Annotated in this window: 12 protein-coding genes and 1 tRNA gene; 5 read left to right on the top strand and 8 right to left on the bottom strand. The window is 71.3% G+C overall.

What is annotated here, in order from left to right:
• Nucleotides 1–34 precede the first annotated feature (34 nt).
• The 4 genes from IGS69_RS13945 to IGS69_RS13930 all read right to left on the bottom strand — a co-directional run bounded on the left by IGS69_RS13945 (nucleotide 35) and on the right by IGS69_RS13930 (nucleotide 3,692).
• The gene (locus IGS69_RS13945; protein WP_190899653.1) at nucleotides 35–1,015 is read right to left on the bottom strand and encodes a ribose-phosphate diphosphokinase; all 981 of its coding nucleotides are present in this window, start codon (nucleotides 1,013–1,015) and stop codon (nucleotides 35–37) included.
• A gap of 134 nt (nucleotides 1,016–1,149) precedes the next feature.
• Nucleotides 1,150–2,598, bottom strand: coding sequence for a bifunctional UDP-N-acetylglucosamine diphosphorylase/glucosamine-1-phosphate N-acetyltransferase GlmU (gene glmU, locus IGS69_RS13940; RefSeq protein ID WP_190899651.1), 1,449 nt, complete (start codon nucleotides 2,596–2,598; stop codon nucleotides 1,150–1,152).
• Nucleotides 2,599–2,728: 130 nt separating this feature from the next.
• Nucleotides 2,729–2,802, bottom strand: a tRNA-Gln gene (locus tag IGS69_RS13935).
• Between the two features lie 11 nt (nucleotides 2,803–2,813).
• Nucleotides 2,814–3,692 (bottom strand): hypothetical protein, encoded by an 879-nt coding sequence (locus IGS69_RS13930; protein ID WP_190899649.1) that lies wholly within the window; start codon nucleotides 3,690–3,692, stop codon nucleotides 2,814–2,816.
• Nucleotides 3,693–3,860: 168 nt separating this feature from the next.
• On the opposite strand from IGS69_RS13930, the gene IGS69_RS13925 reads away from it, so the two are divergent.
• Nucleotides 3,861–5,159: a sensor histidine kinase gene (locus tag IGS69_RS13925; RefSeq protein WP_190899647.1), complete on the top strand. Its 1,299-nt coding sequence runs from the start codon at nucleotides 3,861–3,863 to the stop codon at nucleotides 5,157–5,159.
• 13 nt (nucleotides 5,160–5,172) lie between these two features.
• Here the strand turns inward: IGS69_RS13925 and IGS69_RS13920 are convergent, their stop codons facing one another.
• Together IGS69_RS13920 and IGS69_RS13915 are read right to left on the bottom strand one after the other, a co-directional pair.
• Complete coding sequence (locus IGS69_RS13920; RefSeq protein WP_190899645.1) at nucleotides 5,173–5,667, bottom strand: SUKH-3 domain-containing protein; 495 nt, start codon at nucleotides 5,665–5,667, stop codon at nucleotides 5,173–5,175.
• 86 nt (nucleotides 5,668–5,753) lie between these two features.
• Nucleotides 5,754–6,356 (bottom strand): YwqJ-related putative deaminase, encoded by a 603-nt coding sequence (locus IGS69_RS13915; RefSeq protein ID WP_190899643.1) that lies wholly within the window; start codon nucleotides 6,354–6,356, stop codon nucleotides 5,754–5,756.
• 345 nt (nucleotides 6,357–6,701) lie between these two features.
• Between IGS69_RS13915 and IGS69_RS13910 the strand changes: the two genes are divergently transcribed.
• The 4 genes from IGS69_RS13910 (at nucleotide 6,702) to IGS69_RS13895 (ending at nucleotide 12,301) form a co-directional block, all read left to right on the top strand.
• Nucleotides 6,702–7,706, top strand: coding sequence for an SMI1/KNR4 family protein (locus IGS69_RS13910; protein ID WP_185007719.1), 1,005 nt, complete (start codon nucleotides 6,702–6,704; stop codon nucleotides 7,704–7,706).
• Between the two features lie 7 nt (nucleotides 7,707–7,713).
• On the top strand, nucleotides 7,714–10,623 hold the full coding sequence (locus IGS69_RS13905) for an SUKH-4 family immunity protein (protein WP_190899641.1): 2,910 nt from the start codon (nucleotides 7,714–7,716) through the stop codon (nucleotides 10,621–10,623).
• 178 nt (nucleotides 10,624–10,801) lie between these two features.
• Nucleotides 10,802–11,263 (top strand): carboxymuconolactone decarboxylase family protein, encoded by a 462-nt coding sequence (locus IGS69_RS13900; protein WP_190899639.1) that lies wholly within the window; start codon nucleotides 10,802–10,804, stop codon nucleotides 11,261–11,263.
• 150 nt (nucleotides 11,264–11,413) lie between these two features.
• Nucleotides 11,414–12,301 (top strand): coiled-coil domain-containing protein, encoded by an 888-nt coding sequence (locus tag IGS69_RS13895; protein ID WP_190899637.1) that lies wholly within the window; start codon nucleotides 11,414–11,416, stop codon nucleotides 12,299–12,301.
• 516 nt (nucleotides 12,302–12,817) lie between these two features.
• On the opposite strand, the gene IGS69_RS13890 is transcribed toward IGS69_RS13895, so the two are convergent.
• Together IGS69_RS13890 and IGS69_RS13885 are read right to left on the bottom strand one after the other, a co-directional pair.
• Nucleotides 12,818–14,398 carry a sodium/solute symporter gene (locus IGS69_RS13890; RefSeq protein WP_385863102.1) on the bottom strand — a complete coding sequence of 527 codons (1,581 nt, stop codon included), beginning with the start codon at nucleotides 14,396–14,398 and terminating at the stop codon, nucleotides 12,818–12,820.
• A 29-nt stretch (nucleotides 14,399–14,427) separates the two neighbouring features.
• Nucleotides 14,428–14,889, bottom strand: a complete 462-nt coding sequence (locus IGS69_RS13885) for a DUF485 domain-containing protein (RefSeq protein ID WP_190899633.1) — start codon at nucleotides 14,887–14,889, stop codon at nucleotides 14,428–14,430.
• Nucleotides 14,890–15,079: the final 190 nt, after the last annotated feature.

Genomic DNA, 15,079 nt, shown 5'->3' with positions numbered 1-15,079 from the left:
CCCAAAAGGATCTACACAAGCCCGACGCGGGCTCCTACTGCTCGTCGAACAGGCTCGTCACCGAACCGTCCTCGAACACCTCACGCACCGCACTCGCGATCGTCGGAGCGATCGACAGCACCGAGATCTTCTCCAGATCCCGGCCCAGCTCACCCGGCGTCGGCAGCGTGTCCGTGAACACGAACTCACTCACCCGCGAGTTCTTCAACCGATCCGCGGCCGGACCCGACAGCACACCGTGCGTCGCCGTCACGATCACATCCTCCGCACCGTGCGCGAACAGCGCGTCCGCAGCGGCACAGATCGTCCCACCCGTGTCGATCATGTCGTCCACCAGGACACACACGCGACCCTTCACCTCACCCACGACCTCGTGGACGGTGACCTGGTTCGCGACGTCCTTGTCACGCCGCTTGTGCACGATCGCCAGCGGCGCACCCAGCCGGTCGCACCAGCGGTCCGCCACCCGCACCCGGCCGGCGTCCGGCGACACGACCGTCAGCTTCTCCCGGTCCACCTTCCGGCCCACGTAGTCCGCCAGCAGCGGCAGCGCGAACAGGTGGTCCACCGGACCGTCGAAGAAGCCCTGGATCTGATCCGTGTGCAGATCCACGGTCAGAATCCGGTCCGCACCCGCGGTCTTCATCATGTCCGCGATCAGACGCGCCGAGATCGGTTCACGCCCACGGTGCTTCTTGTCCTGCCGCGCGTAACCGTAGAACGGCACGATGACCGTGATGGAGCGGGCCGACGCACGCTTCAGCGCGTCGATCATGATCAACTGTTCCATGATCCACTTGTTGATCGGAGCCGTGTGGCTCTGGATCAGGAAACAGTCGGCGCCACGCGCCGACTCCTGATAGCGCACATAGATCTCACCGTTCGCGAAGTCGAAGGCCTTCGTCGGGACAACCCCGACACCCAGCTGATGGGCGACCTCCTCGGCAAGCTCGGGGTGGGCGCGGCCGGAGAAGAACATCAACTTCTTCTCGCCGGTCGTCTTGATCCCGGTCACAGCACTGTCTCCTCAGAGGTGTCGCAGCTAGGGGTCGAGAAGCCTCGCAGCCGGCTTGCCGGAGGCCGTCTCAGCTGGTGGGGTGCGGGTGTGCACTTATCACCGTACGCCGTGTTTCAGGCATCGGTTTCCGGTCAGCCCTCGCCGGCCGACTCCCGGGAAGCCGCCTCAGCCGCCTTCGCAGCCGCGCTCCCCGGACGCTTCCGAGCCACCCAACCCTCGATATTCCGCTGCTGACCACGGGCCACGGCCAGCGAACCCGCCGGCACATCCTTCGTGATCACGGACCCCGCAGCGGTGTACGCACCGTCCCCCACCGTGACAGGTGCCACAAACATGTTGTCCGAGCCCGTCCGGCAGTGCGAACCGATCGTCGTGTGGTGCTTCTCCTGGCCGTCGTAGTTCACGAACACGCTCGCGGCACCGATGTTCGTCTGCTCACCGATCGTCGCGTCCCCCACGTACGACAGATGAGGCACCTTCGTCCCCTCACCGATCGACGCGTTCTTCGTCTCCACGTACGTCCCGATCTTGCCCTTCGCACCCAGCCGCGTACCCGGACGCAGATACGCGTACGGACCCACCGTCGCCTCCGCACCGACCTCGGCACCCGTGGCCACGGTGTTGTCCACCCGCGCACCCGCACCGACCCGGGTGTCGGTCAGCCGGCAGTTGGGCCCGACCTCCGCACCCTCACCGAGATGCGTCGAGCCGTGCAGCTGCGTGCCCGGGTGGACGACGGCGTCCTGCTCGAAGGTCACGGTCACGTCGACCCACGTCGTGGCCGGGTCGATGACGCTCACGCCGGCCAGCATCGCCTCCGTCAGCAACCGGTCGTTCAGGATCCGGCGCGCCTCCGACAACTGCACACGGTTGTTGATACCGGCGATCTCACGGTGGTCCGCGGCCACGGAGGCACCCACACGGTGACCGGCCTCACGCAGGATCCCGAGCACATCCGTCAGGTACTCCTCGCCCTGACTGTTGTCCGTCCGCACCTTCTTCAGCGCGTCCGCCAGCAGCTGCCCGTCGAACGCGAACACACCCGAGTTGATCTCACGGATCGACCGCTGGGCATCGGTGGCGTCCTTGTGCTCCACGATCGCCGTGACCGCACCGCTCGCGTCGTCACGGACGATCCGCCCGTACCCCGTCGCGTCCGGCACCTCGGCGGTCAGCACGGTCACCGCGTTGCCGTCGGCGGAGTGCGTGTCCGCCAGGGCCCGCAAGGTCGCGCCCGTCAGCAGCGGCGTATCGCCGCACACGACGACGACCGTCCCGTCGACGGCCCCGCCCAGCTCCTCCAGACCCATCCGCACGGCGTGCCCGGTGCCGTTCTGCTCCGCCTGCACGGCGGTGCGGACGTCCGGGGCGATCTCACCGAGGTGGGCGGTGACCTTCTCACGGGCGTGGCCGACCACGACGACCAGATGCTCGGGCTGCAGCTCGCCGGCGGAGGCGAGGACGTGCCCCACGAGACTGCGACCGCAGAGCTCGTGCAGGACCTTGGGTGTGGCCGACTTCATACGGGTGCCCTCACCCGCTGCGAGAACGACGACGGCTGCCGGGCGGTTGGCGCTCACGGGATGCCCTTCGGCTGTGGATGGGGTGGGGTGACATCCGCAGGATACCGGGGGGTTTTGTGGGGGGCATGGGTGCGGGTCCTGACCGGGAGTTTGTCGGTCAGGACCCGAACTGAAGTTGTGTCTTCTGTGGCTCCCGGGGAAGGAATCGAACCCTCATTCAAGAGACCAAAACTCTTTGTCCTACCATTAGACGACCCGGGATGGTTCGTCTGCTATGTCCGATTCTCTAGATCGGCTGCAGGCGCAGCGCCTACTATGCCGTACCAGGCGCCTTCCATGCGACGGTACAACTCGGCGCTCTTGGTGACATAGATGGCCAAGCAGCCTCGATAGGAGTCGCCGACGTTCTTACGTACGGTTCTCGGGTTGTGTCTCTTGAGTGTCGTGCGTTGGAGAGCCGAGGGGTCCACCCCGACGAGCTCGGCCCAGTAGGACTCGGCTTCCGTCACGTCCGCCGACTCATGGATGTACACGCGGAATCGGAGGCGCTCGCGCTCGACGTCCTGCGCATCGAGCCAGCGCAGGTAGAAGCCGATGACGTTAGGGTCGCTGTTGATGAACTGGAGGTTCTCGCGGCGCTGTCGGCTGTGTGCCTTGTCCTTTGCGCCCTCGGCCCAGTAGAGGACAACTCCCGCCAGGAACAGTTCGCGGTGGGAGAGCTCGCCGATCGCCTGCCTGGCGGCTTCCTTCGTCTGCTGCCGTTCCTCGTCGCGCGCCGCCAGCTCGTGCTCCCACCTCCGTTGCGCTGCCAGTTTCGCCTGCTCTGTCGGGTCGCGACGCTCCGGCTTCGGCAGATCCCGTACCCACAGTGAGATCGAGCTCTTGGAGCAGCCCAGTTCCACCTGGATCTGGTCGTATGTCCAGCCCTGGAGTCGGAGTTCCCTTGCCTTCTCCCTCAGGTCGTCCTTCGCGTTCGGGCGCTTTGTCCAGGCCGGGGCCGGTTCGCCTTGGAGGAGGCGGTTGAGGATGTCGTTGTTGTCGACGTGGAGGCGGTCGCGGATCTGGCGTCGGCTCAGTCCCGCGCGGCGCAATGCCACCGCCTTCTCCCGCAGTCCCTCGAAGTCGGCGTACTTGCCAGCTGCATGTGTCATACGCATACCGTCCGGGCGGAATGAGTGCCTCCGGGGTCGAACGGTGAGCGATTCAGCAGTTCGAGGGATATCGGGTGGTATCGCAGCCGAACGGTCACGGAGTGTGGTGTGGGCCAGTCCGGGAAATGCGCCGGAAAACCGGCGGGGGCCGCCCGTAGGCTGGGAGGCATGACCGCGACGGGGGAAGAGCATGTGACGGCCCGGGGAGGGCCGTGGTGGTGGGCCAGACGACGTAGCGCCGTGTTCGATGCGAGCCTGGCCGTGGTGTCCGCGCTGGAGTGCGCGTTGGAGGGGATCCCGTTCGCGCGGGACGCGGGGATCCCGGTGCCGGCGGGGGTCGTCTTCGGGTTGCTGGCCGGTTCCGTGCTGTTGGTGAGGCGCCGGTGGCCGATCGCCGTCGTGCTGGTCTCGATCGCGATCACGCCCGCCGAGATGGGTTTCCTGATGGGCGTCGTCGGCCTGTACACGCTGGCCGCGGCCGAGCTGCCGCGGCGGATCATCGGTTCGCTGGCGGGGATGTCGCTGGTGGGGACGTTGATCGTGACGTTCGTGAAGACGCGGCAGGACATGTCGCGGGGGGACCTGGACATAGGGGACTGGTTCGTTCCGTTCGCGGCGATCACGATGTCGCTGGGGTTCACGGCGCCTCCGGTGCTGCTGGGTCTGTACGTGGGGGCGCGGCGCCGGCTGATGGAGAGCTTGCGGGAGCGGGCGGACAGTCTGGAGCGGGAGCTTCAGTTGCTCGCGGAGCGGGCGGAGGAGCGGGCGGAGTGGGCCCGTGGCGAGGAGCGGACGCGGATCGCGCGGGAGATGCACGATGTCGTGGCGCATCGGGTGAGTCTGATGGTGGTGCATGCCGCGGCGTTGCAGGCGGTGGCGCGGAAGGATCCCGAGAAGGCTGTGCGCAATGCCGCGCTGGTGGGGGACATGGGGCGGCAGGCGCTGACGGAGCTGCGGGAGATGCTCGGGGTGCTGCGCAGCGGTGCGGGTGAGCGGCGGGAGCCGGCGGCGTCGGTGCCGTTGGCGGCGGTGGGGGTGGCTGCGGCTGCGGCGGCTTCGCGGGCGGCGGATGACGAGGGTCCGTGTCTGGCGGAGCTGGAGGAGTTGGTGGGGCAGTCGGCTGCCGCGGGGATGGTGGTGGCGTTGTCGGTGGAGGGGGATGTGCGGTCGTATGCGCCGTTGGTGGAGCAGACGGCGTATCGGGTGGTGCAGGAGGCGTTGACGAACGTCCACAAGCACGCGGCCGGGGCGAAGACGTATGTGCGGGTGGCGCATCGGGTGTCGGAGATCGCGATGCAGGTGGAGAACGAGCCGCCTGAGGAGGCCGCGTCGTCGGCGGGGTTGCCGTCGGGGGGGAACGGGCTGGTGGGGATGAGGGAGCGGGTTTTGGCGCTGGGGGGTGTGTTTGTGTCGGGGCCGACGGATGCGGGGGGTTTTCGGGTGTCGGCGGTGATTCCGGCGTCGTGACGGGGCGTGGTGCTCAGGTCGTGGTGAGGCGGGCGGGTGCGGTGCCGGCGATGAGGGTGGCGAGGGCTTGGTCGATGTCGGGGCCGAGGTACCAGTCGCCGGTGTGGTCGAGGGTGTAGACGCGGCCGTCGGTGTCGATGGCGAGGAGGGCGTGGCTGTCGGTTTCGGTGCCGAGGGGGCAGACGTCGGTGCCGAGGGCGCGGCCGAGGTCGCCGAGGGTGCGGGCCATGTGGAGGCCGTGCAGTGGGTCGAGGTGGAGGTGGGCGGGGGCGACTTGGCGGCCGGGTCCTTTGGGGGTGATGTGGAGTCCGCCGAATTCGGCCCAGGCTTCGACGGCGGCGGGGAAGACGGTGTGGCGGTGGCCTGCGGGGGAGGCGTGGTCGCGCAGGGTGTCGGCCCAGATTTCGGCTTGTTTGATGTCCCAGCGTCCGGGTTGCCAGCCGGCGGCGCGCAGGGCGGCGTCGACGGGTACGGCGAAGCGGGTGGTGGAGGTGCGGTCGGTGTGCATGCGCCGTTCGTCTCGTCGGGGTCGTGGGGTGGCGCGACGGGGCACGCCGGGGTGTGTGGTGCTGGGTGTGTGGGGGGTGGGGTGCGTCAGCTGTTCTCGGACGCCGGGTCGACTATGCGGACGCCGAAGTGGGCGCTGAGCGCGGTGCAGGCGCGGCAGGGGGTGGCGAAGCTGCCGTGGAGGGGGTCGCCGTCCTCGCGGATGCGTCGGGCGGTGAGTTTGGCCTGCTTGAGGGCTTTGCGTGCCTCGCCGTTGGTCATGGGTTTGCGTGCGGCGCGTTTGCTGCGGGCGGTGTCGGCGGCGGCGATGTGGCGGGAGATGAGGATGGTTTCGGCGCAGCGGCCGGTGTAGCGGTCGCGTTGGGCGCTGGTGAGGGTGTCGAGGAAGTCCTGGACGAGGGGGTGCAGGGCGGGGGGTGTGTCGCCGCGGGCGGCGGTGCCGGTGAGGGTGGCGCCGCGGACGGAGAGGGCGGCGGCGACGGTGGGGAGGATGCCGTCGCGGCGGTGGCGGAGGGCGGGGGCGTGGGCTGCCTCGGTGGCGCTCCAGCCGATGCGGGGGTCGCCGCCTCGGGGGTCGGTGGCTCGTGGGTCGCCGGCTTGGGGGCCGGTGCCGTGGGTGCCGCCTCGGGGGTCGCCGTTTCGTGGGTCGGCGGACCTGCCGGTGTGTGGTCCCGTCTGCGTGGCATTCATGATCGTCTTCCCCTCCGTGCATCCCCCCGGGGGTCACAGACTGCCAAATGCCGTGGCTGGTGCGGAAGCTGGGGCGCGGCGACACGCCCATAGCGGGGTGTGGCGTCACGGTGGGGTGACGCCTGGTCACGGAAGCGGAGGGGGTGCCGGCCGGTGCCGGTGACCGGTGTCGTCGTACCGCATAGGCTGTCGGCACCGCGGGCGATGCGGTGATCCGTTCGGGGCTCGATGCAGTGAACCGGAGGGTGATCCGCGGTCGGCGTGTGCAGTGACAGTCGATACGGGTCGTAGTGCGCCAAGGGTGGTCAATACGGGTCGTACAGAGTGCCGCAGGGGGCAACCGCCATGACGACAGGTCGGCTCGGGCAGCAAGCCGCGCCGCCGAACGCGGCCTATGCCGGGCAGGTCGTGCACTTCCCGGATCCGGTCCGGGCGGCGCGTCACCCGAGAGGGGTACGGGTCGACGAGCACGGTTACCCCGACTTCTCGGCTTACGCGCGTGCGGCCGCGGAGATCGCGGAGCCGCCGGAGGGTTTCGGTGTCGACGAGTTGCGGCTGACGGACTATGTGTCGGCGAACACGGCGCTGTCGGCGTCGGGGCACGAGTTGTGGGACACGGTGCCGGCGGTGGCGACGCCGCACGGCTGGACGTGGCATCACGTGGTGGGTACGCGGCGGCTGGAGCTGGTTCCGGTCGAGGTGAAGGCGCTGCTGCGGCATCACGGGGGTGTGGCGACGTCGGGTGTCGACCATTCGAAGCGGGGCACGCGGCCGTTGCAGGAGACGCGTCCGGCGCATTTCGGTCTGCCGAAGTCGGGTGTGGCGGTGACGGAGTCGCAGGTGCAGGGGGTCGAGGAGGATCTCGGCTACCGGTTGCCGGGTGCGTACAGGTCGTTTTTGAAGGCGGCGGGTGGCTGTGCGCCGGTGGGTGCCGCGCTGGACGCGGAGCTGGGGCTGCTGGTGGACCAGCCGTTCTTCACGGTGCGCGACGAGGCGGCGGTCAATGACCTGGTGTACGTCAACAAGTGTCTGCGTGACCATCTGACGAAGGACTATCTGGGGATCGCGTTCGTCCAGGGCGGGTTGCTTGCCGTGAAGGTGAAGGGCGAGCGGATCGGTTCGGTGTGGTTCTGCGCGTACGACGACGCGCGGGACGTGGATCCCTCGGTGCCGCCGGCGGAGCGCGTGGAGCGGTTGCTGCTGCCGTGCGGGGACGACTTCGATGTCTTCCTGTCGCGGCTGGCGGGCAATCCGCCGGAGTTGGAGACGGTGGCGAACCTGATGGTGGACGGCGGGTTCGCGCGTGTGGTGCCGGTGGGTGCGGTGTCGTCCTCGGCCGTGGGGGAGTGAGTCGGCGATGGTGACGTTCGCGCAGGCGCAGGAGCGCGCGGAAGAGTGGATCAACGGGGATGTGCCGTCGTATCAGCATCGTGAGGTGCGGGTGCGGGAGTTCGATCTCGGGTTCGTGGTGTGGGCCGAGGACCGGGCGGACGGGCCGCGGTCGGACGGTGGCGCGCAGCGGCTGGTGCTCGCGCGGGACAGCGGTGAGGCGACGTTGTGGCCCGGGCTGCCGGTGGGTGAGGTGATCCGCCGGTACGAGGAGGAGTACGGCCGTCCGGACGCGGTGGACGAGCCGGCACCGGCGGCGCCCGCGGCGCGGGTGGATCTGAATCAGACGTCGTTCCTGCTGACTCCGCCGGAGTGGTTGCAGGACGCGGCGGACAAGCTGGGCATTCCGGATCGGCGGGGTGCGGGGGCTGGAGCCGGGGATCAGGGGGCTGCTGCGGCCGGGGGGTCGGATTCCGGGTCTGGTGCTGGGGCCGGTGTTGGTTCCGGGGCGGTGGCTCCCGCGCCGGGCAGTGGTGCCTCGTGGCCGGCGGCCGGGGGCGGTGACTCCGACTCCGACGCCGGTGCGGGTGCTTCCGGGGCTCCGGCTGTGCCGGGTGTGCCGGCGGGGGCGACGCCCTGGGCCGGCACGGACACCAACGCGGACGCCGGTGACGACCGTTCCGTGCCGCTGCCGGCGACGGTTTTCGCGCCGCCGCTGAGCGGGGCCGACAGTGATAGCGACAGCGCGCCGCCTTCGGCTGCGGCCGAGGCCAAGACGACTCTGATGTCGGGCGGCAGCCAGCTGCCGCCGACGGCACTGTCACCGGCGGTCGACGACCCGAACGCGCAGGGGCCGGGGGCCGCGCCCGCGCCTGGTGGTCCGGGGTACGACGGCTATCCGGCGGGTTCGGCGGGTTCGGCGGGTGCGCCGGGGACGCCGCCGGGTGCTGCGGGTGCTGCGGGTGCTGCGGGTGCTCCGGGTGGGCCGGGGACGGCGCCCGGTGGTGTGCCGCAGGGCAGTACGCCTCCGCCCGTGCCGGGCGGTCAGCCGTACGGGTATCCGCAGGCGCCGCAGGGGAGTACGCCTCCGCCGGCCGCCGGGCCGGGGGCCGCTCCGAACGCCGGGGACATCGCCGACGCCGTGACCAGCAAGGCCGCTCCGCCGCCCGGGCGGCGGGGTAGCGGTCCGTCCACTCCGCCTCCTCCGGGTGCCCCGGGGACGCCCGGTGCTCAGCCGGGCGGCACGCCCCCGCCGTCGGGGCCCGGTGCGCCGGGTACTCCCGCGGGCGGCTACGTGCCCACGCAGATGGTGTCGGCGCTCGGGCCCGATGGCCCGGGTGGACCCGGCTCCGGATCCGCGTCCGGGGACTCTTCGGGGACGGGCATGCCGCTGCCGCCGCCAGGTGCTCCCGGTGCTCCCGGTGCTCCCGGTGCGCCGACCCCGCCCGGTCCTCCGGGCGTCCCGGGCGGTACGCCGCCCGGCGGTGTCCACCACGCTGCCACGATGCTTGCCGATCCGGGCCGGATGGGCCCGGGTGCGCCGCAGCCTCCGGCGCCCCCTGGAGCGCCTGGTGCTCCGGGTGCGCCCCAGCCCCCGGGGATGCCGAACCCGCCGGGTGCTCCCAACCCGCCCGGTCCGCCGCAGCCTCCGGGCGCGCCCGGAGCCCCCGGTGGTCCGGGTCCCGTGCACCATGCCGAGACCATGCTGGCCACGCCCCCGGCGGGCGGCGGCCCCGGCGTGCCTCCGCCGCCGCAGGCTCCCGGCGCACCACCCGCTGCCCCGGGCGCCCCTGGCACGCCCGGTGCGCAGCCGATGCCGCCGGGGATGCCGGGCGCGGTGCCGCCCGGCATGCCGCCGGGGGCGATGCCGTCGGGTGCGATGCCTCCGGGTGTGATGCCGCCGCCCGGCCAGCCCGTCCCCGGGCAGCCGCCGGCGTACGGCTATCCGCAGCAGCCGACCGGGCAGCCGACGGTCGGGCCCGGTTATCAGGCCGTGCTGCGCTACCGCGCGCAGGACGGTTCCGAGCAGCAGCTGATCCGGCGTTCCGCGCCGGGTACGCCGCACCCGGAGTGGCAGATCTTCCACGAGCTGCGGGCCATGAACGTGCCTCCGGACCAGGTGCTGGAGCTGCACACCGAGCTGGAGTCGTGCGAGCTGCCGGGTGCGTACTGCGCGCGGATGATCCGGGAGCAGTGGCCGCAGGCGCGCATCGCGAGCATCGCGCCGTACGGCACGGACCACGCGAGCCGGCAGCAGGGCATGCAGCAACTGCTGGCTCACCAGGGTGAGTTGCACCAGGTGGCGGACGGTCCGGCGCGCCCTGCGCCGGTGCGTGCTCCGCTGCCGCCGGTGCAGATGGCGCCGCCGATCCCGCCGGAGGCCATCGGGCAGGAGCTGGGGGCCGCGTTCGGGCCGGGGGTGTTCCGGTTCGAGCAGGCCGCCGTGTCGCGGCAGGGTGTGCCGCCGGTGGTGGCGCACACGCTGGTGGCGGCCGGACTGCCGATGGACATGGGCCCGTTCTTCTGGGCGCAGGCGCAGCCCGGCCGGCCCGTTCCGACGCTGGCGGAGCTGGCGGCCGAGCGCGGGGTGCAGCCGGCCTCGGACGCCGGTTCGTACCTGGTGATGGGCAGCGACTTCGGCAAGGCGATCTGCGTGCAGTACGGCACGGCGAACATCGTGGCCGTGCCGGTGGAGGCGGGGCCGGGCGGGGCGCCCGTGCCGCCGCAGTTCGTGAACACCGGGCTGCCGGAGTTCACGCGCTGTCTGGCGCTGCTCGGGCGGATGTGGCGGCTGCGGTTCGGGCTGAACCAGGAGCAGGCGGGCCGCTGGACCGTCGACTTCCAGGCTCAGCTGGCCGCGCTCGACCCTGCGGCACTGGGGTCGCCGGAGAGCTGGTGGTCGGTGCTGCTGGAGCAGATGTGGGACGGACTGCTGTGACGCCTCGCCGCTGACGTGCCACAAGGAGCCGGGCCCGGTCGCTCGTACGACCGGGCCCGGCTCTTTTCATGCCCGTGCCGCATCTTTTTTCGCGCCGGGCGGTCACATCTCCCTCCGCCGCTCCGTCAGTGCAGTGACAGCGACGCACGACGCACCGCCGACTCAGGAGGCAGAGATCATGCAGGCACGGATGACGAACCCGGCGTACGTCCTTTCCGGCGCGATGAAGGGCATCGGCACCCTCTTCCAGGCGATCGGGGAGGGCGGCCTGGCACCGGACGTGGCGGAGATCGTCGGGCTGCGCGCCAGCCAGATCAACGGCTGCGGGGCCTGCGTGCACGGGCACGTGGCCAATCTCCGCAAGGCCGGGGCGAGCGAGGAGCGCATCGCGGCGGTCGCCGCCTGGCGGCACGCGCCCTTCTTCTCGGACGCCGAGCGCGCCGCGCTGAAGCTGACGGAGGCGATGACGCGGCTTTCCGACCTCTCCGGGGAGTCGGTGCCGGACGCGCTGTGGGAAGAGGTGGCCGACCACTTCGACGAGAAGGAACTCTCCGCGCTGATCCTCACCGTCTCGGTCACCAACATGTTCAACCGCATCAACACGACCGTCCAGGAGCCCGCGGGCACCACCTGGGGCTGACGGGCCGTGGGCCCGTGACCTCTGTGTGGAGTGTCGCGTTATGCACACTTCCGTCTGATCCACCAGGATGTTCGCTGAATCATCCCATTTCTGGCGCGACTTCGCGTCGGTGCGCGTGCCTGCGCATCGATGTGGTGGAGAGGGGTCCGGATGAGCAGCGCGACGGCGTCACCGCACGGCTTCACGGCCGTGCGGGGGCGCGGCTACCGTCCCGAGCAGGTCGACGCGTACGCCGAGTCCCTCTCCGCGGACCGGGACGCGGCCTGGGAGAGGGCAGCCCGCCTGACGGTGCTCGCCCGGCGGATGGACGAGGAACTGGAGCTGCTGCGTGAGGCCGTGGCCCGCCTGGCCCCGCAGAACTACGAGACGCTGGGGGAGCGTGCGCGGCGGCTCTTCGAACTCGGCGAGCAGGAGGCCGCTGCCGTACGGGAGGGGGCGCTGCGGGACGCGGGGCAACGCGTGGACGCGGCACGGTCGTTCGCGGCGGGCGTGCGCGAGTCCGCGCAGGCGCATGCCGATGCCGTACGCGCCGACGGCGACGAACGCGCCCGCCGGCGGCTGCTCGCCGCGCACGCCGAGGCCGACGAGATCCGAGGCGTGGCAGGGCGTGAGGCGGAGGAAGAGCGGGGCGAGGCGGTGGCCGCGCTACGGGAGATGCGCCGGCGCACCTCCGGGATGCTGGCCGAGCAGAACAAGGAGCAGGCCGAAGGGTGGGCGGAGGCGGAGCGCGAGGAGGCTGCCCGCGAGGCTGCGTCGGGCACGGATGACGAGGAGGCGCTGACGCGCGCCGAGGAAGCGCTGTTCGACGCCGAGCAGGCCTTCGCCGACGCGGAGGACTCCGCCCGCGAACTGGAGGCGGAGGCCCACGCCCATGCGGCGGAGCTGGTCGCCCGGGCCCGTGAGCACGCCGAGGCCGTGGCGGAGGAGACGGACCGGCTCCTCGGCGAACACGCCGAGCAGCGAGACGACGCCCGGTCCCACATCAACCGCGTCCACACCAGCCTCACGGCTTGGGCGGGACGAGTGGCGTCGGAGTGAGCCCGGTGGCCCGGGGCCGAGGGCATGCCGTGCGCGCCCGGGGCTGAGGGCCGACGGCATGCGGTCCGCGGCCCGGGGCCCAGGGCTGGCGGCATGCCGTGCGCGGCCCGCGACCGAGGGTCGGCAGCATGCCGTGCGCGGCTCGGGGGCCGAGGGCTGGCGCGGCCTGGGGCCGAGGGCCGGAAGCATGCCGTTCGCAGCCGGAGGCCAAGGCCCGGCAGCCCGAGGTCGGCGACCAGCTACCGGTGGTCGGCGTTCAGCAGCCGGCACCTGGCAGCCGGACCCGGAAGTCGGTGCCAAGCAGCCGCCAGCCGGCTGTCGGCAGATATCCGGCCGCCAACCCGCCAACCGCCACCGCCAACCCGCCAACCCCACCGCCAACCCCACCGCCAACCGCCGGCAGCCCGCAGCAAGCGGCCCGTCGCTGTGACGCGGCCGGCTGCCGGGTGCCGACCAGGCCGGGCCGGTGTGCCGTGGCGGCAGGGCCAGCCGTCCCCGGCTGTCCTGCCGCCCGCGTCACTGGTCCCGTCGGGCCGCGCCCGCCAGGATCCAGCCCTCCACCGCCTCGTACTGGTGGCGGTGTTCCTCCGACTTCCGGTGGCCGGAGGCCAGCGTGCCGAGCCAGCCGCAGGCGAAGCCCAGGGGTATGGAGAGCAGGCCCGTGGTGGTGAACGGGAACCAGTTGAAGTCGGCCTCGGGGAAGGCGGAGAGGGGTGACCCGGAGACCAGGTTGGTGCCCGGCATCAGCAACAGGACCGCCAGGGAGCCGCCGATGAGCGTGCTGAGCAGGCCCGTGCGCGTGTAGCGGCGCCAGAACAGGCTGTAGACCAGCGCGGGCGCGATGGCCGAGGCGCCCAGGCAGAAGGACAGCGTCACCAGCCATTGCAGGCTGCGGTGCTGGACCTGGGTGGCCAGGAGGATCGCGGGGGCGCCGACGGCCAGTGCCGACAGCCGCGCCACGGTCATCTCGCGCCGCTGTGACATCTCCTGCACCCGGGCCGCGAACACGTCGTGCGCGAGGGAGTTGGCGCAGGCCAGGATCATGCCGGCGACGGAGGCGAGCAGCGTGAGGAAGACCGCCGTGGTGACGGTCGTGAACAGGAGTGTCTCCACCCACGACACGTCCGCGCCGAACGCCGCCTTCGATCCGAGCAGATACGCCGTGTTGCCCTGCGGGTCGACCTGCGCGATCAGCTCCCGCCCGACCAGCGCGGTCGCGCCGAAGCCGACGACCGTGATGACGAGCACGAACAGGGCCACGCCCGACACCGCCCAGGACATGGAGCGCCGCACCTGCCGGGCGCTGGAGGCCGTGTACATGCGCATGGTGACGTGCGGCAGGACGGCACCGCCGAGGACCACCGTCAGCTGTGCGGTGATCATGTCCAGGTCGGGGTTGGGGCCGCCGGAGAACTGCAGGCCCGAGGAGACGAAGGCCGAGCCCACGCCGCTGTTCTGCGCGGCCGCGTCGAACAGGGCTCCCGGGTCCCAGTCGAACCGGTTCAGGATCAGCACCGCGATGATCAGGCCGGAGCCGAGCAGCATCACGATCTTCAGGATCTGGATGAGGGCGGTGCCCTTCATCCCCCCGATCGCCGCGTAGCTGATCATCAGCGCGCCCACGCCGATGATGCAGCCGGTCTGCAGTGACTCGCCGGAGAAGCCGAGGATGAACGCCATCAGCTGCCCGGTCCCCGCCAGCTGGACCAGCATCAGCGGCAGCAGCGCCGCCAGGGTCACCGCGCAGGCCGCGATGCGGACCCCGCGTCCCTGCATCCGGCGGGTCAACGCGTCGCCCATGGTGAACCGGCCGGCGTTGCGCAGCGGTTCGGCCAGCAGGAACATCAGCAGCATCAGCGACAGCGCCGTGCTCAGGGCCAGCACGATCCCGTCGTAGCCGAACAGCGCGATGACGCCACCGGTGCCGAGGACGGTCGCGGCGGAGATGTAGTCGCCCGCGATGGCCAGGCCGTTGCGCATGGGGGACAGGGAGCTGTAGCCGGTGTAGAACTCGTCCAGGTCGTCCCGGTCCGGGCCCGTCATCACGCACAGCAGCAGCGTGATCGTGGCGACGGCGGAGAAGCCGACCAGGGACATGGCCTGGGCGTTGCCGCTGAAGTCGGTGTTCACCGCGTCCCCTCTCGTTTCGCGTCCAGCTCGGCGTTCTTGCGTATGTGGTCCGCGATCGGGTCGACGCGGCGGCGGGCCGTCCGCTCGTACAGGGCGATCGCCAGCCAGGTGACGGGGACCTGGAGGAGCGCGAGCAGCAGACCGAGGGGCAGGCCGTCGGTGACGGTGCTGGTCATGAACGACGGCGCGAACGCCGACAGGATCAGGAACAGGACGAAGTAGCCGAGCGCCGTGAGCGTGGCCACGCGTCGCTGCCAGCGGTAGGCGCTGCGCAGGACCCGCAGGTCGCTGTGGTGCCCGAGCGCGGCGTGGCGCTGGGGACGCCGTTCGGCCGGTTCGGGCGCCTCCTGCGGTGCCCAGGGGTAGGTGTCGTACGTGTACGGGTCGTGGGACGGGGGCGGGGGTGGGGACGAGTCGGGTGGTCGGTACGGGTAGGACGGGGACGGGTCGTAGGACATCCCGGTACTCCTTGCGAGGGTTGGATCCGGTGCGGCGGGCCGCAGGGAGGTGGGGGGTGGGAGCCCTGCACGCTACTTCGGAGTAGGGGTCGAGCGCGAGGGTTTCGACAAACTGATCGGTCGGTAGGCGCGCATACTTCTCCGGCCTCGGGTGTTACCCGCGTTAACTCCGACTTTTCGCAGGTCCGGG

The organism is Streptomyces tuirus (assembly GCF_014701095.1).
GTDB lineage: Bacteria > Actinomycetota > Actinomycetes > Streptomycetales > Streptomycetaceae > Streptomyces > Streptomyces tuirus.
Note: the sequence above shows the minus strand (reverse complement) of the source record. Positions and strands in the feature narration are given on the sequence as shown.